General features: G+C 38.1%; 22 protein-coding genes. 9 read left to right on the top strand and 13 right to left on the bottom strand.

Features of this window, described 5'->3' with window-relative positions; all coding sequences use genetic code 11:
- The first annotated feature begins 32 nt into the window (after positions 1-32).
- Positions 33-707 carry a hypothetical protein gene (locus AC3WV0_RS15090; RefSeq protein WP_488846931.1) on the top strand — a complete coding sequence of 225 codons (675 nt, stop codon included), beginning with the start codon at positions 33-35 and terminating at the stop codon, positions 705-707.
- Positions 667-1,212: a GNAT family N-acetyltransferase gene (locus AC3WV0_RS15085; protein WP_488846930.1), complete on the top strand. Its 546-nt coding sequence runs from the start codon at positions 667-669 to the stop codon at positions 1,210-1,212. Before AC3WV0_RS15090 ends, AC3WV0_RS15085 begins: the two co-directional genes overlap by 41 nt.
- 83 nt (positions 1,213-1,295) lie before the next feature.
- Here AC3WV0_RS15085 and bcp read toward each other — a convergent pair whose 3' ends face one another.
- A complete protein-coding gene (bcp, locus tag AC3WV0_RS15080; protein ID WP_488846929.1) occupies positions 1,296-1,745 on the bottom strand; it encodes a thioredoxin-dependent thiol peroxidase in 450 nt (149 codons plus the stop codon).
- A gap of 32 nt (positions 1,746-1,777) precedes the next feature.
- On the opposite strand from bcp, the gene nth reads away from it, so the two are divergent.
- Complete coding sequence (nth, locus tag AC3WV0_RS15075; protein ID WP_488846928.1) at positions 1,778-2,398, top strand: endonuclease III; 621 nt, start codon at positions 1,778-1,780, stop codon at positions 2,396-2,398.
- A gap of 82 nt (positions 2,399-2,480) precedes the next feature.
- Here the strand turns inward: nth and AC3WV0_RS15070 are convergent, their stop codons facing one another.
- The 3 genes from AC3WV0_RS15070 to AC3WV0_RS15060 all read right to left on the bottom strand — a co-directional run bounded on the left by AC3WV0_RS15070 (position 2,481) and on the right by AC3WV0_RS15060 (position 5,760).
- A complete protein-coding gene (locus AC3WV0_RS15070) occupies positions 2,481-2,927 on the bottom strand; it encodes a DinB family protein (RefSeq protein ID WP_488846927.1) in 447 nt (148 codons plus the stop codon).
- Between the two features lie 78 nt (positions 2,928-3,005).
- Positions 3,006-3,395 (bottom strand): DUF1398 domain-containing protein, encoded by a 390-nt coding sequence (locus AC3WV0_RS15065; RefSeq protein WP_488846926.1) that lies wholly within the window; start codon positions 3,393-3,395, stop codon positions 3,006-3,008.
- A gap of 568 nt (positions 3,396-3,963) precedes the next feature.
- Entirely contained in the window at positions 3,964-5,760 is a 1,797-nt protein-coding gene (locus tag AC3WV0_RS15060; protein WP_488846925.1) for a DUF885 domain-containing protein, read from the bottom strand.
- A gap of 252 nt (positions 5,761-6,012) precedes the next feature.
- Between AC3WV0_RS15060 and AC3WV0_RS15055 the strand changes: the two genes are divergently transcribed.
- The 4 genes from AC3WV0_RS15055 (at position 6,013) to AC3WV0_RS15040 (ending at position 8,719) form a co-directional block, all read left to right on the top strand.
- Positions 6,013-6,474, top strand: a complete 462-nt coding sequence (locus AC3WV0_RS15055; protein ID WP_488846924.1) for a hypothetical protein — start codon at positions 6,013-6,015, stop codon at positions 6,472-6,474.
- A gap of 168 nt (positions 6,475-6,642) precedes the next feature.
- On the top strand, positions 6,643-7,347 hold the full coding sequence (locus AC3WV0_RS15050) for a MotA/TolQ/ExbB proton channel family protein (protein ID WP_488846923.1): 705 nt from the start codon (positions 6,643-6,645) through the stop codon (positions 7,345-7,347).
- 57 nt (positions 7,348-7,404) lie between these two features.
- Positions 7,405-7,803: an ExbD/TolR family protein gene (locus AC3WV0_RS15045; protein ID WP_488846922.1), complete on the top strand. Its 399-nt coding sequence runs from the start codon at positions 7,405-7,407 to the stop codon at positions 7,801-7,803.
- Positions 7,804-7,837: 34 nt separating this feature from the next.
- Positions 7,838-8,719: a ferric siderophore ABC transporter substrate-binding protein gene (locus AC3WV0_RS15040; protein ID WP_488846921.1), complete on the top strand. Its 882-nt coding sequence runs from the start codon at positions 7,838-7,840 to the stop codon at positions 8,717-8,719.
- Positions 8,720-8,733: 14 nt separating this feature from the next.
- On the opposite strand, the gene AC3WV0_RS15035 is transcribed toward AC3WV0_RS15040, so the two are convergent.
- The 9 genes from AC3WV0_RS15035 to AC3WV0_RS14995 form a co-directional block, all read right to left on the bottom strand.
- Positions 8,734-9,126 (bottom strand): hypothetical protein, encoded by a 393-nt coding sequence (locus AC3WV0_RS15035; protein WP_488846920.1) that lies wholly within the window; start codon positions 9,124-9,126, stop codon positions 8,734-8,736.
- A gap of 74 nt (positions 9,127-9,200) precedes the next feature.
- Complete coding sequence (locus tag AC3WV0_RS15030) at positions 9,201-10,604, bottom strand: nucleoside recognition domain-containing protein (RefSeq protein WP_488846919.1); 1,404 nt, start codon at positions 10,602-10,604, stop codon at positions 9,201-9,203.
- 153 nt (positions 10,605-10,757) lie between these two features.
- The gene (locus AC3WV0_RS15025; protein WP_488846918.1) at positions 10,758-11,273 is read right to left on the bottom strand and encodes a DUF6973 domain-containing protein; all 516 of its coding nucleotides are present in this window, start codon (positions 11,271-11,273) and stop codon (positions 10,758-10,760) included.
- A gap of 56 nt (positions 11,274-11,329) precedes the next feature.
- Positions 11,330-12,184, bottom strand: a complete 855-nt coding sequence (accD, locus tag AC3WV0_RS15020; protein WP_488846917.1) for an acetyl-CoA carboxylase, carboxyltransferase subunit beta — start codon at positions 12,182-12,184, stop codon at positions 11,330-11,332.
- A gap of 87 nt (positions 12,185-12,271) precedes the next feature.
- Positions 12,272-13,342 carry a class II fructose-bisphosphate aldolase gene (gene fbaA / locus AC3WV0_RS15015; protein WP_488846916.1) on the bottom strand — a complete coding sequence of 357 codons (1,071 nt, stop codon included), beginning with the start codon at positions 13,340-13,342 and terminating at the stop codon, positions 12,272-12,274.
- Between the two features lie 70 nt (positions 13,343-13,412).
- Positions 13,413-14,279 carry an NAD kinase gene (locus AC3WV0_RS15010; RefSeq protein ID WP_090000468.1) on the bottom strand — a complete coding sequence of 289 codons (867 nt, stop codon included), beginning with the start codon at positions 14,277-14,279 and terminating at the stop codon, positions 13,413-13,415.
- 6 nt (positions 14,280-14,285) lie between these two features.
- Positions 14,286-14,936: a CBS domain-containing protein gene (locus tag AC3WV0_RS15005; RefSeq protein WP_090000469.1), complete on the bottom strand. Its 651-nt coding sequence runs from the start codon at positions 14,934-14,936 to the stop codon at positions 14,286-14,288.
- A 185-nt stretch (positions 14,937-15,121) separates the two neighbouring features.
- Positions 15,122-15,652 carry an RNA methyltransferase gene (locus tag AC3WV0_RS15000; protein WP_488846915.1) on the bottom strand — a complete coding sequence of 177 codons (531 nt, stop codon included), beginning with the start codon at positions 15,650-15,652 and terminating at the stop codon, positions 15,122-15,124.
- A 60-nt stretch (positions 15,653-15,712) separates the two neighbouring features.
- A complete protein-coding gene (locus AC3WV0_RS14995) occupies positions 15,713-16,615 on the bottom strand; it encodes a bestrophin family protein (RefSeq protein WP_488846913.1) in 903 nt (300 codons plus the stop codon).
- An 89-nt stretch (positions 16,616-16,704) separates the two neighbouring features.
- Here AC3WV0_RS14995 and AC3WV0_RS14990 point away from each other — a divergent pair, with 89 nt between their 5' ends.
- Entirely contained in the window at positions 16,705-16,872 is a 168-nt protein-coding gene (locus AC3WV0_RS14990) for a hypothetical protein (protein WP_488846911.1), read from the top strand.
- 307 nt (positions 16,873-17,179) lie between these two features.
- Positions 17,180-18,064 carry a cupin-like domain-containing protein gene (locus AC3WV0_RS14985; protein WP_488846910.1) on the top strand — a complete coding sequence of 295 codons (885 nt, stop codon included), beginning with the start codon at positions 17,180-17,182 and terminating at the stop codon, positions 18,062-18,064.
- Positions 18,065-18,839 lie beyond the last annotated feature (775 nt).

The following is an 18,839-nucleotide window of genomic DNA, read 5'->3' as shown; positions in this document are numbered from 1 at the left end:
AATAATCATGAGACATCTGCGTTCTTTTAAATATGATAAGACTTAGAGACCAACTCGCTATATTCGTTTTTGTTTTATCCGGAATATTTTTATATGCTCAGGAGAAAAAGCAGCTCCCTGGAATTCCGGTGATTTTAAGCAAAATAAGCCCAAATACTAAAACAGATTCATGGATTTTGGTTCATAAAAGCTATGGAAAAGATAATATTCTCAGAGAAGCCGGGGCTAAAAAAGAATATGAAACCCAGTCCTCAGGATTCAATATCGGCATTGCTGAAGAAGATGAATTCTACTATATTGTAGACTTTTCATCCGGAAAACCGGAATATATTACTGATCTGAATGCGCTGAAAAAGTTTGTAGGAAAAGTAGATAATATTCAGGATGCAGCAGTTTTTGCATCAACTGAAGGGTATATTATTGATGAAGAATTCAGAGATCTGGCAGCAAATTATTATGAAGATAAATCCAATTATTACCTTGATCTTGGAAAGCTGACCTCAAAAGAATGTCCTTATCAAAAGAAACATTTTACGCTAACAATCGGTAAACCAGCGGAAAGTATCTCAAATGTTAAAGATAACGGAGCATATATTGAACTTTACAATAAGAAATGCACCAACAATCCGAGGCTTTTAAAACTTGAACAAAAAGAAGAACCAAAAGATGAGCCTAAAAAATCAAGAAAACCTGCAAAACGCAGATAGATTTTACGAAACAGAACGGCTGATTCTTCGTCCGATGAACGTAGAAGATGCAGCATTTATTCTGGATCTTTACAACAGGCCAAGTTTCATTAAATATATCGGTGATCGCTACATAAGATCGGTTTCTGATGCCGAAAATTATATCCAACGCAGATTCCTTCCTCAGTTTGAGAAATTAGGCTACGGAAATTACCTGATCGTGACAAAGGAAGGCGGACACAAAATTGGTGGTGTCGGAATATTTGAAAGAGACGGACTCGATGTTGTAGATATCGGCTTTTCTCTTCTTGAAGAATTCGAAGGAAAAGGATACGCTTACGAAGCTGCTTTAAAGATAAAATCGGTCGGAATGAATGATTTTGGCCTACAGAAAATCTCAGCGATTACTACCAAGAATAATTTTTCTTCTCAAAAGTTAATTGAAAAGTTAGGGTTAAAATTCCAGAAATTTGTTACCATTCCGGGAGATCCGGAAGAATTGATGTATTATGAAACTCCTGATTAAAAACGAATCTCACAAATGTTTTCACTAAATAACACAAGTGTTTGAGAGATTAGTGAAAAACATTTGAGCAATTTGTGTTTGGCTTATCCTTCCAAAATCTGTTCAGCAGCCGTTTTTGAAGTTACCTTCTCAATCACTCGTTCGCAGATTCCTTTCTCATCAAATATAAAAGTAGTTCGCACAATTCCCATATAGGTTTTTCCGAATGTCTTCTTCTCCTGCCATACCCCGAATTTTTCTAAAATTTCATGGCTTTCATCCGCAATAAGATCGTATGGTAAGGCAAATTTACTATGAAAATTCTTCTGCTTTTTTACAGAATCACCACTGATTCCCAATAATTGAAATCCTGCTTTCTCCAATTTAGAATAATTGTCACTCAGGTTGCAGGCTTCCACCGTACACGTAGGAGTATTGGCCTGAGGATAAAAGAAAATTACAAGTTTCTTTCCGATGAGTTTTTCAGAACTTACTGTTTCTCCATCCTGATTTGTTCCTTCAAATTGAGGTAATTTATCTCCAACTTTCAGCATAATGATTATTTTTGTTCAAATTTAATGGTTACATGACAAAAAAGCAAAGAGCCAAGCTTGTTCAGACAGAATTAGAAAAATTATATCCTGAAGTTCCGATTCCGCTAGATCATACCGATCCTTATACATTGATGGTCGCTGTAGCGCTTTCTGCTCAGACAACTGATAAAAAAGTGAATCAGGTGACTCCGGAGTTATTTAGGGTAGCCGGAACCCCTGAAAAAATGGCAAAACTGGAAGTGGAAGAGATCAGGGAGCTCATCAAAGAAATAGGATTGTCAAATACAAAAGCCAGAAACCTGAAAAGAATGGCCGAATTGCTGCTGGAAAGGCACAATGGAGCAGTACCGCAAACCTACGAAGAATTGGAAGCACTTCCCGGAGTTGGTCATAAAACGGCTTCAGTAGTCATGAGCCAGGGCTTCGGATTTCCTGCTTTTCCGGTCGATACGCACATTCATCGTTTGATGAAGCAATGGAAACTTACTTCCGGAAAGAACGTCGTAGAAACCGAAAAAGATGCGAAAGCCATATGGCCGGAAAGTGTCTGGAATAAGCTTCATCTTCAGATCATTTTTTATGGAAGAGAATATTCGCCGGCCCGAGGAAAAGGGGAAAAAGACTTTATTACCAAAATGTTATTTGAAAAATAAATATAGCGGAATAAATTCCCCTCTTTTGGAGGAGTGGATAATTTTAAGGAAAATTTAAACGGCTGGTTTAAAGATTAAATCACTACACGTCAAGCAATCTGCGATGATAATTAATCTGTCCCAAATGATAGCTCAAATGCCCATACAAATGAATCAGGAAATAGCCTGTCGTCATTTCATAGCCTAAAGGTTCAGACGGATATTTTTTCTGAATATCTTCTGGGGATAATCTTTCAAGTGATGAATTTACAACTTCGATAGTTCTCTCGATCTGCTGAATCAATTCGGTTCTCGGAACATCTTTTAATGAAAATTCAAGTTCTCTGTTTCTTATATAGCCAGAATTTCCAAGTTCAGCACCAATATAATTATTAAGATTTCCGACCAGATGAAGACAAAGGTTTCCTGCAGAATTCGAGATGTTTTTATCGGTTTTCCAGATGGTTTCTTCGTTTTGATACGATTCGATTTCTGTTTTTAATTTATTCAAATCTCTGGTGAAAAGTGATTGTAGGCTTGCTGTCATCATGATTTCTTTATGAATTTGAGATAAAATTAAAGAATATTCACAAAAAAGCCACAAAAACTAATCTGTGGCTTCAATATTTTAATGAGGAATTTCTTCCGTCAGCATTTCATTTCCTGCTTTATCATAATAAATACAGGTAAAATTATCCAGGTCTACGAACCATTTCTCTATGCCGTTTTCTGCGCAGTCTTTACAAAATGTCATATAATCCGTTTCACCTTTTTGATGACTTTTAAGCTGTTGAACAAACTTTTCTTTATTACAATCATCAGCAATCACTAAATCTTCATATTGAGGCTGTGAATTTGTTGTAAATCTATTTTCACCGATATATTCGGTATGGCTGTCTTTTACCCAGGTTTCAAAAGATTTTACGCCTAATCTTTTAATTTCTTTAATGTAATTTGGGAAATCTGCTCCTGATTTTACTTTGCTGTGCGCATTTTCAATTTGTTCTAGTGTAAACATTTTTTTTCTTTTTGTATTTAAGTTAAATAAAAGCCTGGCCTAAAGTGAAAATTTGCTGAAAAAACCGACATAAAAATGACTAATTTTTTACTATCCGGAATTAATTAGAGCAGATGCTCGCAACCCTCTGTTCATCGGCTTTTCTGATGGTTTTTCTTCTGTTGTTTTCCTGTTGCCGAAAAATTATATGGATAAATCTTCCAATTTATGCTGATAACTTTGGAAAATTATGCGGATAAATTGAACGGTTTATCAGCATTAATTTTTACGAGCCATCAGAATATTCAGAAACCTGTAGCGGCCACTTTTCACGGATGATTTGATTGAAATTTAACCTTTTTATAAAGTCTGTTTAGTGTTTTATATAACCACAAAAGAAGAGTTAACTTATATTTAAATCGACGACTGCAAATGAGAAAGGTCACAATAGCTTAAAAAATCTTCGATTTTTATTCTTTTGAAAACTTTGAATATACTATTCATTATGTTATAATTATCTTTTGTGACTTTTGCGGTTAATTCTGAAATGAGTTTAAAACAAGTTTATAGATAAACAGGGTTACTTTCATCATTTCTGTTTTTTTGCCCAAAGCTCCATTTTCCTGTTTAAAACATCCAAAGGAAGGCATCCCTGACTTAGAACTTCATCGTGAAATTTAGCTAAACTGAATTTGCTTCCCAGTTCATTCTGATATTTATCTCTCAGCTCACGGATTCTCAACGATCCGATTTTATATCCCAACGCTTGTCCGGGCATTGCCATATAGCGTTCAACTTCTGCGGTAGCGCCAGCTTCATCGTAAGAAATATTGCTTAAGAAATATTTGATGGCCTCTTCCCGTGTCATTCTTCCCGTATGCAAACCGGTGTCTACCACCAGTCGCACGGCTCTCAGCATCTGATCACTTAAGTAACCCATTTTCTGATAAGGATCTGTATACAGGCCGAATTCAGGACCTAACGTTTCACAGTAATGTGCCCAGCCTTCACCATATGCCCCAAACCATCCGAATCTCATGAATTTAGGAAGCTTGGTATTTTCCTGTTGAAGAGAAACCTGATAGTGATGCCCCGGAATCGCTTCATGCAGGAAGAGAGATTCCATCCCGGAAGTGACATTGAATTTTGTAGGATCCGGAAGCGGAACATAGAATATTCCCGGCCTCTTTCCGTCCGGAGTTCCCTGAATGTATTCTGCACTCGCACTGGCTTCCCTGAATTTTTCTGTCTGTCTGATCTCAAATTTAGTTTTCGGCGTCACGGAAAACATGGTTTTCAGCTTTGGAGTAATTTTAGTTAATATCCCATTAAAAGCATCCAAAACCTCTTTTGATGTTTTATAAGGCATTGCTTTCTGATCTGTTTTTACATAGCTGATAAATTCTTCCAACGTTCCTGTAAAGCCAACCTGCTGTTTTACTTTTTCCATTTCAGAACGGAGCATAGCGACTTGCTGAAGACCTATTTTATTGATTTCTTCGGGAGATTTGTTGGTCGTTGTCCAGCTTTTTGTATAATACTGATAGATTTCCTTTCCGTTTGGTAAGCTGTTGTAGCCGTCTGTATCTCTTGCTTTAGGCAAATATTCTTTTTCTAAAAAATTGCCCATCTTGGTATAAGCGGGTATAATTTTCTGTGTAATGGCATCCTTATAAAGTTTTGAAAATCTTTCTTTCTGTTCTTTTGTAAAATCTTTCGGGAACTTTCTGATTGGTCCGTAGAAAATATTCTTTTCTAAATCAGTGGTGGTAATTTCCTCGGCTCTCATTTGCGGGATCATCTTTACAACCAATTTTTTAGGCAAAACCATTTTATTGTTAATGCCTTCACGGAAGTTATCGGTAGCAGCATTCATCCAGTCAGGAAATTTTTCCATCCTTTTGAGCCAGTCGCTGTAATCTTTCTCTGTTTTGAATGGCTGACTTCCTTCTCCGCTTCCATACAACGGAAAATTCAGCGGAAGCCCGCCAAATTGTGTAAACGGAATATATTCAGGATGATAAGCATAGGCCTGAATTTTATCTTTTAATGTGAAATCCAGCACATCATACACTACTTTATCGTCATCTGAAAGATTTTTATAATCAACATTTTCAAGCTGTTTCTGCACTGAATTGTAAAAAGCAACTTCCCCTGAAATAAAATCCTTGTCGATATTGATGGGCAGCTGGTCATTGTATCTAAGGTCTCCCTGTGAAGTAGCATCCAGCGGATAAAGTTTCAGATACTGCTCATAATAATTGGAAGCAATAGAATCTAAATTGGAAGGCGTGACTTTAGTTAAAGGCGAATCAGATTTTTTGCAGGAAGCAAGGCTTATGGCCAGGCTCAACCCTACAATACTTTTAGATAAAATGTTTTTCATTTCTCAGAATTCTTTAAAAAACAAATGTAATATTAAAATGATTGATTTTAAATTAAAATTAAAAAACACTTGGGTTTAAGCAAAATTGCAAAGGATTTTATAGAAGACATTATAGCTACAGGAGAAACTTAAGTAATTAAATGCGGCAATTTTTAAAAATAATTTTCAAAAAATTTTTCACGTTCAATCTATTTTTTATCTTTGTTGAAAACGTTTAACAATCATATTATTACAGCTCTTTTTTAAGAAAAAATGAAAGGGATTTTAAAAATTTACCATCCGGACGAAACGCTAAAGTACAATATCAGAAACACTTATTGTAAAGCGGTTTACAGCAACCAACAACATTTCTTAGAGGTTGAGATTATTACGGATGACAGTCTGGATCATGTAGAGGATGATTCTCTGCAATACAATTTTCCTCAGCTTTCACTTGAAGTTTTCGATTTCCCTATCGAATCTGCAGAAATAGAAGGAAAAACAATTACAATCAGTGATTCTGACGAAGATACTTTCACGGAAGTAGATCTTTTCGATGATGAAGAGGCTTTTATCTATGATAATGAACTTCAGTTTGATAAGAATGAAGAAGGAGAGCTGCAGGTAGTATGGAAAGGAACAATTGATGATTTCTATACAGGTTCCGGTAATCCGATTCCTTTCAGGCTGAAATGCGAATTTAAGCAGGATGAAATTGAAGTAGACGAAGATTAATCTTCAGCGCTACTCCTTCTCCGGAATTGATATTATGTTTCTTTTCAGATTTTTTTGGAAAGAAATTTGCTGTTGTTGAAAATAACAATTTTTTAAGCAAATTTTAAGATAGCATTTCATAATATTCCATTACATTTGTCGTTACAACTCTTATAAAAATACACATTAATGCTGATAACGGAACTTACTCAGATTTTATTTGCACAGGTTGCTGCACCTGCAGTCGCGGCAGAAGATTTAGAATTTTCATTTTGGAAAATCATGTTTCACGGGGGAGCCTTTGCTAAAATAGTAATGGTGACCGTACTCCTTTTAGGTGTATTTTCCGTCTATCTCTTCTTCGAAAGGTTTTTCTTTATTAAAAGGCTGACCTCAAAAACAGATGCCAACTTTATGGATAATATTGAAGACTTCATTAAAGAAGGCAAAATAGAATCTGCACTGGACTATTGTAAAAGACAAAATTCACCGGAAGGAAGAATTCTGGAAAAAGGAATATCCAGACTGGGAAGACCGGTATCCGATATCGTAAGCGCGATGGAATCACAGGCCCAGGTTGAGGTGGCCAATATGGAAAAGAACCTTAATCTCTTGGCTGTTGTTCCGAGTATCGCACCAATGCTGGGACTTTTGGGAACGGTAATCGGGATGATCATTGCTTTCTTTAATCTTTCCCATGCTAGCGGATCTTTCTCTCCTAAAACCTTGTCTGAAGGTATTTATACAGCGCTGGGGCAAACAGCTGTTGGTCTTGCTGTGGCAATTCCGGCAAACTTCTTCTACAATTTATTATTGACAAGAATTGATAAGTTTGTATTGAAAGCACAGAATATGTCGGGAGAATTTTTAGACCTTATCAACAAACCTTTATAAATCTTCATATGAAACCGAAAGGTTCCGTCTGACCATTAAAAACAAGAAAGTAAACAGATGAAAATTCAGAGAAGAAATAAAGCAAATCCCGAATTCAGTCTCGCAGCGATGACGGATGTTATCCTGTTGATGCTGATTTTCTTTATGGTAACATCTTCTGCGGCGAATCAAAGTGCCATTGATGTGAAATTACCAAAAACGGGTGCTGTTGAAGATAATATTCCTAATCCTTTAACGGTAAGCATCAAACCGGACGGATCTTATTTTGCAGACGACAGTCCTGTAGAAAAGGCACAGCTTGAACAAACGATTGTGAATAAACTGGCGAACCAGACCAATAAATCGTTCACCATCCGGGCAGACGAAAACACCATGCATAAAGACGTTGTTTTTGTGATGGAAATTGCAGAAAAGCATAAATTTAATATTGCCATTGCAACGGTTAAAGATAAATAACAACTCCGAATCGAGCGGAAAGGATCCATTTAAGATGAGAAGCCACATTATAAGCAGAGAAGAACAAAATAAAGACCGGATAAAAAGCGCATTGCTTTCTATCCTGATCTGGTCTGCGATCTTGCTGTTTGTTTTTTTATATAAACTGAAACCGGAACTGGATCAGCAACCGGAAATTGTGACCACCATGCTGGTAAATTTCGGAGACAACAGAAACGGAAACGGAGAAGAAGAGCCTGCTGATCAGCCGGGAAGTTTAGCTGCAGCAACGGAAAATATTACAGAACCTGCAGAAGCAGCCGTTCCGGAAACAAAAACAGTTATCAAGCCAGAGCCACAGCCTGAAACACAAAAATCAGAGGCTAAGGATAAAATTATTACCGGAAACAACTCAAAAATAAGTGTTCCGAAGAAAGAGGAATCCAAAGCAGAGACCAAAAAATCTGCGGCGAGTACCAATGCCACCAAAAATACCAAGAAATCCGGTGCGGTAACTTCTAATTCAAAAACAGGAAACGGCGATGGGAAGGGAACAGCAGCCATCGGAAACCTGATCAGAGGAAGAGGAACGAAAGCCGGAAGCCAGGGAGACGGAAACGGAATTGGAAATGCAGGAGATCCTTTAGGGGGAGACGGTAATGGCGACAGCAAAGTTGGGATCGATAGAAAACTGGTCGGTTTCATCCCCGGAACGATGGGCAGAGGAGGTGCACAACCGGCAAATAATTGTACTGCCAGTGGAACGATTACCATAGCTTATACAGTAGACAAAGCGGGAAATGTGGTTTCAGCAAGGAGATCGGGAGGTACGTCAGATCCATGTATCACTTCAAATGCTATTTCATGGGTTAAGAAATATGTGAAGGCTGAAAAAGCCAGTGTTTCTTCCACCGGAACTTATAAGATTACATTCTAAAATACAAAAGCACTTTATTCAAGTGCTTTTTTTATTTCAGAGATCCTGTTGATTACAGGAAGTGCAAAAATACCGCTTGTTTGAAGATAGAGTTCATAAAATGTTTTTGCTTTATCCAGAAAATCATTGTTAGATTCTATTTTTCCTTTAAAATAAAAGAGATTCCCCAACATTTCATAATAATCTTTGTGATCTCTTTCCTGTCTTTCGTGTACAATTTCGATTAGTTCTTCTTTCGTTTTGGAAGAAATTTCTGTGAAGCTCATCTTGAAAATATCTCTCATTAACGAATCAAAATCCAGTTCTTTTTGCATTAAGCTTTCTTCGGGTTTATCCAGGATCAGTTTTTCCAATGCCTGGCTTAACTGACGTATCAGTCTTAACGTAAATTCTTTATCTGTAATCATAGTACTGGTTTAAAGTTTAGTGTTTAAGGTTGATATATGATGTTTCAATGTTTAAACTTTAAACATTGAATTTTTTAAGCAAAGAATAAATATGCTAGCGCAATGGAAGTTATAATTCCCACCAAATCGGCCAGAAGCATGGCAATTACGGTGTATCTGGTATTTTTGACGGCTACCGCCCCGAAATATACGGCAATCACGTAGAACGTCGTATCCGAGCTTCCCTGAAGAACGGCGGCCAGTTTCCCCTGAAAGCTGTCTGCTCCAAATGTAGCCATCGTGTCTACCATCATACCTCTTGCGCCTGATCCTGAAAGAGGCTTGATTAAAGCTGTTGGAAGCCCATCTACAAAACGAGGGTCCAGATTGGCGGTATTGGCAACCCATTTCATTCCGTCAATGATAACATCAAAAACCCCGGAAGTTCTTAGCAGAGAAATAGCGATCAACATTCCAACCAGATATGGAATGATTTTAACGCAGGTCGTAAAGCCTTCTTTAGCGCCTTCAATAAAAGCATCAAAAACATTGATCTTTTTGTAAACTGCACCTAAGACGATAGCCAGAAAGATAAATAGAATTAAGCCATTACTTACCACTTTACTGAAATCATCCAGCTGATCTTTGCTTAATTGCACGAGATATACAACCAGTAAAGCGATCAGTGCTGAAATTCCTCCAACGTAAGCAATCACAACAGGTCTCAATAAATTGATTTTCTGATATAGAGAAACAATGATCATCGCTGCCAAGGTTGCAGCAAAAGTTGCGATCATACAGGGCAGGAAAATATCTGTCGGCGTTTTCGAACCCATCGAAGCCCGAATGGCAATGATAGAAACAGGAATCAATGTCATTCCCCCGGCATGCAGGCATAAAAACATGATCTGCGAGTTGCTTGCCGTATCTTTTTGAGGATTTAACGTCTGTAAACTTTCCATGGCTTTTAAGCCAAAAGGTGTTGCGGCATTGTCCAGTCCGAGAAGGTTGGCGCTGAAATTCATCAGCATATGTCCGAAAGCAGGATGGTTTTTCGGGATTTCAGGAAAGAGCTTTGAGAAAAATGGTTGAATAAAGCGGCTTAAAAGATTGATTCCGCCGGCTTTTTCAGCAATACTCATAAAGCCCATAAACAAAGTCATGATACCAATTAGGCCAAGGCATATTTTTACAGCCGTTTCAGAAGTTCCGATCACACCATCAGCTTCCTGAATGCGGTAAACCTTCACATCCTGTTTCAGCGAATCGGTTTTATAATGGATTCTGCTGTCGGCAAAATCTGGCTTTTTCATCAAGCTGTCTCGGACAATAGGAGGAAGCGTATTCATTTTCTGAGTTGCAATCTGCACCGTATCACCACCTTTTCCGACCACCATATCGTTAAAAATCGTTTTGTAATGGCTTGATGAGATGTATTTTATACTGGCAATGGCAATGGCAACAATGATAAAAGCCGACCAAATTCTGCTGAGAACCATCTGATTAAATTATAATTGTTTAAACTTATCAAAAAAACTTCAGATAACAAAGGGTGATTGTCAATAGTCAAGGGTAAAAGTGAATTTTCAGGCTGATTTAAGATTCACTTGCGCAGCAAAATTGACTCGCAGAGTGAAATTCACCATTCACATTTATTTATTTTCATCTAAATAAACCAGAAAGCCTTCAAAATCATCATCCAGACTCTTTAAAACTTTAGCATCTTTCATTTTCTTTTCAAGGCCATCGATGAAAAAGTTTTTTTCAAAGAACTGGCGGTGGATTCCCGGAAGCAGTTCCATGAAGTAATCCATTCCGATTTTATTGTTGTGAAGATCCATTTTCGTTTCCAGTGGTTTGTTGGGAAACAGTTCCTCATGGAGATCAGTCATTCTTTTGCAGAAGGCCAGTGCTTTCTCTGGTGAGGAAATCTTACAGCAATACATCATGATAAAGCAACACCATAATGCATGTCTGAAAGCATTTCCGATGCCGTTGGTAGAAGCTGTTTTCGGAAATTTTTTCTGCGCAATGGAGTATGCCTGAAGGGTTGCATGAAAACTTAATAAAGAAAAAAAAGGATGAGGAAGAACAAGCGACAGAAGGCGCATGATCTTTTTAAAGCTCATACTGCGGATCGTATTGAAAAATATGCTGAAAGTTCTCATCAATAAAAAATCTCTCTCCTGTTCAGAGAGAGATTGCTGTATTTTGTTATAAATTATTAAGCTTTTACCGTTAACAGATTCACTGTTTTTGAAACGGTTTCCTTAATTTCCGTTCTTTTTACGATAAAATCAACGAAACCTTTTTCCTGCAGGAATTCCGAAGTCTGGAACCCTTCCGGCAAATCTCTTCCGATCGTTTCGCGGATTACTCTTGGTCCAGCAAAACCGATCAAAGCACCGGGTTCTGCCATAATAATATCAGCAGTCATTGCGAAAGATGCGGTAATTCCTCCGAAAGTCGGGTCGCAAAGATAAGCGATGTACAAAAGACCAGCTTCAGATAGCTGTGCCAGCTTAGCCTGCACTTTTGCCAACTGCATCAGGGAATAAGTTGCTTCCTGCATTCTTGCACCCCCGGATTGGCAGATGATCATGTAAGGAAGTTTCTTCTCGATACAGTAGTCTACTGCTCTTCTGATTTTCTCACCCATTACCGATCCTAAAGATCCTCCGATAAAAGCAAAATCCATACAGGAAACCACCATTTCGGTTCCTTTTACGGTACCCACTGCATTTCTGATAGAATCAGTAAGCTTTGTTTTAGCCTTTACTTCCTTCAGACGGTCTGCATATGGCTTGGTGTCTTTAAAGTTCAGGATGTCAATACTTTCAACATTAGCGTCCAATTCTGTGAACTTACCTTCATCAAAAAGGATATCAAAGAATTCTGCACTTCCTATTCTTACATGAAAGCCATCTTCAGGAGAAACATAGTTGTTTCTTCTCAGCTCATCGTGTTCTACGATTTTCCCTGAAGGGGTCTGATGCCAAAGACCTTTGGGAACGTCTTTCTTCTGATCAGTAGAGGTCGTAATATTTTGTGCTTTTCTTTTAAACCACTCGAATGCCATATTGTTAATTTGCAATTATTGATTTGAGATTTGAAATTATGACTTATCAATTAAATCTCGAATTTCAAATCTCAAATGCCAAATTTGTTATTTTAAAGTATTTACGTTATTTAAATCTTCAAATGCCTGAACAAGTCTCTTAGCGAATGTTTCTTCACCTTTTCTTACCCAAACTCTTGGGTCATAGAATTTCTTGTTCGGTTTTTCTTCTCCTTCCGGATTTCCGATCTGAGATCTCAAATAATCGATATTATCCACCATATAATCTCTGATTCCTTCTGTGTATGCAAACTGAAGGTCGGTATCGATATTCATTTTGATCACTCCGTAGTCAATTGCTTCTCTGATCTCTTCCAAAGTAGATCCGGAACCTCCGTGGAATACAAAATTCACTGGCTTGGCAGCAGTTCCGAATTTCTCCTGAACATATTTCTGAGAATTATCAAGAATTTTCGGAGTAAGAACTACGTTTCCTGGCTTGTAAACTCCGTGAACGTTTCCGAAAGCAGCAGCAATCGTAAAGTTATCGGAAATAGCTCTTAATTTTTCGTACGTATAAGCCACATCTTCAGGCTGAGTATATAGTTTTGAATTGTCAACATCAGAGTTGTCAACACCGTCTTCTTCTCCTCCGGTTACCCCAATCTCTACTTCTAATGTCATCTGCATTTTAGCCATTCTTTCGAAATATTTAGCTGAAATTTCAAGGTTTTCTTCTAAAGACTCTTCCGAAAGGTCAAGCATATGAGAAGAATAAAGAGATTTTCCGGTTTGCTTATAGAATTCTTCGTTAGCATCCATTAAACCGTCGATCCAAGGCAATAATTTTTTTGCACAGTGGTCAGTATGAAGTATTACAGTCGCTCCGTAAGCTTCTGCAAGGGTGTGAATATGTTTTGCTCCGGCGATCGCTCCCAGGATGGCCGCTTTCTGTCCGTCATTGCTTAATCCTTTTCCTGCATTATAAGCAGCTCCTCCATTAGAGAACTGAATAATAACAGGTGAGTTTAGTTTTGCTGCAGTTTCCATAACCGCGTTTACGTTGCTTGAACCAATTACGTTTACTGCTGGTAATGCAAATTTGTTTTCTTTAGCATGCTGAAAAATATCAGTAACTAATTGACCTGTGGCAACTCCTGCCGGGAAAATTCTGCTCATGTTTTACTTTTTAATATAAATTATTAGGGTTTGTAAAATTCCTGTAAAGGTAATCATTTTTGCTTAATTCTTAATTTCTTTTGTCTCTGCCCCAAAGTAGCTTCTGGCGGATGGTTTCATAGAAGCTGAGGTTGTTTGGCTGTACCAGAAGAATCTGGAAATCTGCCTTTTTAATGATGATTTCCTTATCTGTTTCAATATGGATCAGCCGGGAATCCAGGGAAAGGGAATACTGTGGGACACGGCTTTCCACTTTAAATTTTATTTCCACTTTATCATTTACCACCAATGGCCGCACGTTGAGATTGTGGGGGGCAATAGGGGTGATGACAAAGTTTTCGTTGTTCGGCGAGATGATTGGTCCGCCACAGCTCAGTGAATATGCGGTAGAACCGGTAGGAGTGGAGACAATAACGCCATCTCCCCAAAATACATTAAGAAACTCATTGTTGATATAAGAATCCACTGTAATCATCGAGGTGGTTTCTTTTCTTGAAACCGTCACATCGTTCAGGGCATAAGGGGAAAAATCTTCTATTTCCGGCGACACTACTTCAATAACGGAGCGGCGGCTGGTTTTTATATCTCCTTTTAAAATGGAATCCAGTTCATTGAAAGCCTCTTCTTTGGTGAAGCTGGCCAGGAATCCAAGTCTTCCGGTATTTACCCCTACGATAGGAATTTCCAGATCTTCAATAAAGGTTAAAGAATTAACGATCGTTCCGTCTCCACCAAACGTAAAAAAAAGATCAATCTCTTTATCCAAGAGATCCTGTTTACAATTGAACGTTTCGAAGATTTTTGAGAACTGCAGGGCTTCAGCCATTTCATCATACAAAACAGATTTTACACCTCTGTTTTCAAGCTCAGAAATAAATTTGCTTAAATATAAAAAGGTATCTAGATCTTTTTTCTGGGAATATATGGCTGCCTTCATTCGTTTTTATATTTCTATAAATTTTTGGAAAAACCCGAACCTGTCCTGAAACAAATCTGATTTTTCATCAGAGTAATACTTTTGTACAATACGATAATCGTACCGGTCGAATGTTTCATCAATAGAGCTCAGATTTTCATTGCTGATCTTGATCGTCACCTGGATCACATCATCTGACATTTGGCTGATGAAGGCGCCGTAAAATTTGGAGTTGTTGCTTTCAACAATATTGGCGATTTCAGTCATCGAGTATTTTCTGCCGGGTGTTTCAACGGTGAGAATAGCACCGGATTCAGAGAACAATGGATATTTCGACAGATCCTGAAAGATATCCTCACAGGTGATATATCCCAGATATTTTTCATTCTTGTTGATGACAGGGATCACATTGGCATTGAAGGTATAAAACAGCCTGATGCTATCCATAATATTATTGTCCTCAAGAATGGCAAAGCGCTCGATCTGATGTTCCAGATCTTTCAGAATACCTTCTTCTTCATAAAGAAAATCTTCTGCGATGGCGCCATAAAAATGGTGGGATTTTTTGATGAAAATATGAGAATATCCAAATGCTTCTAGCGTCTCTCTTGCTGATTCTATAGAGTCAGTCAGGCTAAAACACGGAAAGTCTTTCGAGATATATTCCTTGATAAACATTGTGCTAATTTATAAAAAATTAAACGAAACTATTTCTGAATTTCAAACTTTTTTTCCTTAAAAAGTAAAAAAGCGATCCTAAAATTTGTTTGTGACAAAAAATTAGGTATCTTTGTCGCCTTTCATTTTTACTTTTTATTAGATTTATTTCAAACTGCACTGTGTTTTAGACATATGCAGTTTTTTTATTTCAGGGCTTTGGCAAACTCCCACATCACAATTCCGCCGCATACACTTACATTCAGAGAATGCTTGGTTCCCAGCTGAGGAATTTCAATAAAAGAATCAATATTTGCCAATGCTTCATCGCTGATTCCTTCTACTTCATTTCCTAAAATTACCGCGTACTTTTTAGACGAATCAATCGTAAAATCGGTGATCATCGTGCTGTTTGTCGTCTGCTCAATTCCTACGACTTCAAATCCCTGGGATTTTAGATCATTAATGGCTGTATTAATATCGCTTTCATGGCTCCAGTCAACACTTTCCGTAGCACCCAGCGCAGCTTTGTGGATTTCACGGTGCGGCGGCTGAGGTGTAATCCCGCAGAGAATAATCTTTTCAACAAGAAAAGCATCCGCAGTCCTGAAGGTTGCTCCAACATTGTGCATGCTCCTGATATTGTCTAACACTACAATTAAAGGGATCTTTTTAACCGTTTTAAAGGTTTCCACATCAATTCTGTTGAGTTCTTCCAGTTTTAATTTTTGTACCAATTGTATATTTTTATTAATGGTTTATAAATATGTACGAGTTCAGGATTATTTCAGATTTAATTATTTTCCCGAACACATGATCTGATGGACGCTTCTCTCAATATTCTGAGCGATAGTCTCCATCGGGATATCATTTTCATCATTATTAAAAGGATCTTCAATTTCTTCGGCAATCATTTCAAGGCTCATCAGCACATAATAAACAAAAACCGTAAGCGGAATCATAAAAAGACCGATAGAAATCACATATGCGACCGGTAAAGCCAGCACATACAGAATGATGAACTTTTTGACGAAGGAGGAATATGAATAGGGGATAGGTGTGTTCTTAATCCGTTCGCAACCACCGCAGACATCCAGAAAACCTGAAAGCTGCGTATCCAGATACAGCATTTCTATATCGGAGATTTTACCTTCCTTTTTTAGTTTATTTAATTTGTGGGTCAACAGAATTACAATTTCACTTGGGCCGTGATGTTTGATATAGTCTTCAATTTCAGAATAATCCTCATCCAAAGCCAGTCTTGTCGATTCTTTTGAAAGATGCTTGGCCAGGAAATGCGGGAAAAACTTCAGGTATCTGGCGATCTGCTCGGCACTTTTTCTATCGTCAGCAAGAATGGTATTGATCTTTATAGCGAAATTCCTTGAGTCGTTGACCAATTTACCCCAAAGCTTTCTTCCTTCCCACCATCGGTCGTACGCCGTGTTGGTCCTGAAAACCAAAAGCAAAGACAGCACAAAACCCAGCAGCGAGTGAATCATGCTAACATTACTGATTGGCGATTTTGAAGACAGATGAAGATACTCAACCTCAAGGTATTCAATTCCCCAGGCATATAATCCTATCAGCAGCATGGTTGGGAAAAGGATCTTCAGGGTGTCGCTTTTATGCAGGCTGAAAAGGATTTTTAGAAAATGTTTGGTATTGTAAACTCTCATAAGATTGGTTAGTCCGTACAAATATAAAATTTCGCTTTCGTTTTTGTTTTACGGAAAACCATAAATTTTATTGCCCGGTTCATTTTTTCTTTGTTAAAAAAATAGGAATTATGGGATATTACAGAAAAGGACATTTCAGAAGAGATGGGAAATGGGTGAGCGGTCACTATGTAAGCACATTTGGAAGGAAAAGGAAATCTACAGGTCCACAAGGTTGTGCGGTGATTATTTTCGGAGGTATTATTTCTGTGTTAATTTATTTGCTTGAAACCCGTTAGGTAATTTTAAATTTAACCGCAAAAGTTACAAAAGATAATCATAACGCGATGAGTAGAATACTTAAGGTTCTCAAAAGATAAAAATCTCAGATTTTAAAAGCTATTGTGATCTTTTCATTGTAGTCATCAAATTTAAATAAAAGCTGAGCTGATCTTTTTGCAATTTTTGTGGTAAATTTAAATTAGTTTTAAACATATTGCGATAAAAAAGAGTATTGTATTGAAAATGATAATTGATAGTAGCTTAAAATTTTCCTGAAATTCAAAAAAGCCTTACTTTTATTTCACAATTAAAACACCACACCAGATGATTCTCGGAAACGTAGATGTTGTAACAGATATTAGTAAAGAAGACTTTCAGAAAAACTATTTTAAGAAGCAGAAGCCGCTGCTGATCAAGAATTTTGCCAGCAGATGGGATGCCTTCGATCAATGGAATTTTGATTTTATCCGTGAAAAGGCGGGAGATCAGGAAGTTCCTCTTTACGACAATAAGCCTGCGGATGCATCCAAAAGTTCTGATGCGCCGGTGACCCACATGAAAATGAGGGATTATATTGATACGATCAGAAGCAAACCATCTGATCTGCGTATTTTCTTTTACATTATTACCGACCGTCTTCCGGAATTGCTGAAAAACTTCACTTATCCTGATTTGGGCATGAAGTTTTTCAAAAGACTGCCGACTTTGTTTTTCGGGGGAAGTGAAGCCCATGTGCTGATGCATTATGACGTAGACCTGGGGGATTTCCTCCATATTCATTTTGAAGGGAAGAAAAGGATTCTGCTGTTCGATCAGAAGCAGTCTGCATTTTTGTATAAAGTTCCGTTGTCGGTTCATACGATCTATGATCTCGATTATGAAAATCCGGATTATGAAAAGTTCCCTGCTTTAAAGCAGGCGAGAGGCTATGAAATCTTTATGGAACATGGTGACGCCCTTTTTATCCCGGGAGCGTTCTGGCATTTCAACAGGTATCTGGAACCCGGATTCTCCATGTCGCTTCGTGCGCTGCCCAATAAGCCCAACGTTTTTGCCAGTATGCTGTATCATGTGTTTATCATGAGGTACACCGATAAATTGATGAGAAAGCTTTTCAAAGCTAAATGGGTGAACTACAAACAAAAGTTGGCCTATAAGAAGAGCTCGAAAGCTTTGGCAAAAATAGCAGGTGGAAAATCCGAAGCTTGATATATAGCTAATTGAGTCGGTTTCTTTCTTATTGGTAGCTGAGCAAAGCTGAAGCCACCAATCTCGGAATCTGTCTTAAACCACCCCGTCAAAAATTCGAAAGAATTTTTGCCACCCCTCCGGAGGAGTGGAATTTTCCCTACTGTTTTCTAACGTTGAACTTTGTAGTTACCATGACGATGGAAATGATGACATCCGTTCAATGGTGGCTGAGCGGAGCCGAAGCTAGTGCGCTATTGTGTTCAAAAAAACAATGCAATATTAAATATTAGATTTTGCTATCATTTGCTGAGCGAAGCGCCTTTGCGAACGGAAAATATACGAAATCATTTCAAATAAACCTTGCGTTCTCTGCGTTGAAATTCATTTTATGAGATAGTGGCTTCGGCTCCGCTCAGGCTCCGCCAGTCGATCGCTTCTAAATTCCCCTCTCCGGAGGAGTGGAATTTTCCCTACTGTTTTCTAACGTTGAACTTTGTAGTTACCATGACGATGGAAATGATGACATCTGTTCAATGGTGGCTGAGGTTCTCGAAGCCACCAGTCCTTCTTGTGTACGCGGCCTTCGACTCCGCTCAGGCGCCGCCATTCGACTACTTTTCGTCGTTCCACAAGAACATCCATACAGCTATACTCTAAAGACACTCGATCCACTCTAAAACACTACAACCCCAATGGTGGCTGAGGTCACTCGAAGCCACCAGTCCTTCAACTCAAACCCTCCAACCCAACGGTGGCTGAGCGGAGCCGAAGCCACATTCTTGAAGCCAAAAAA

Source organism: Chryseobacterium sp. 27AL, assembly GCF_057815395.1.
This window is presented reverse-complemented; position numbering and strand designations above follow the sequence as displayed.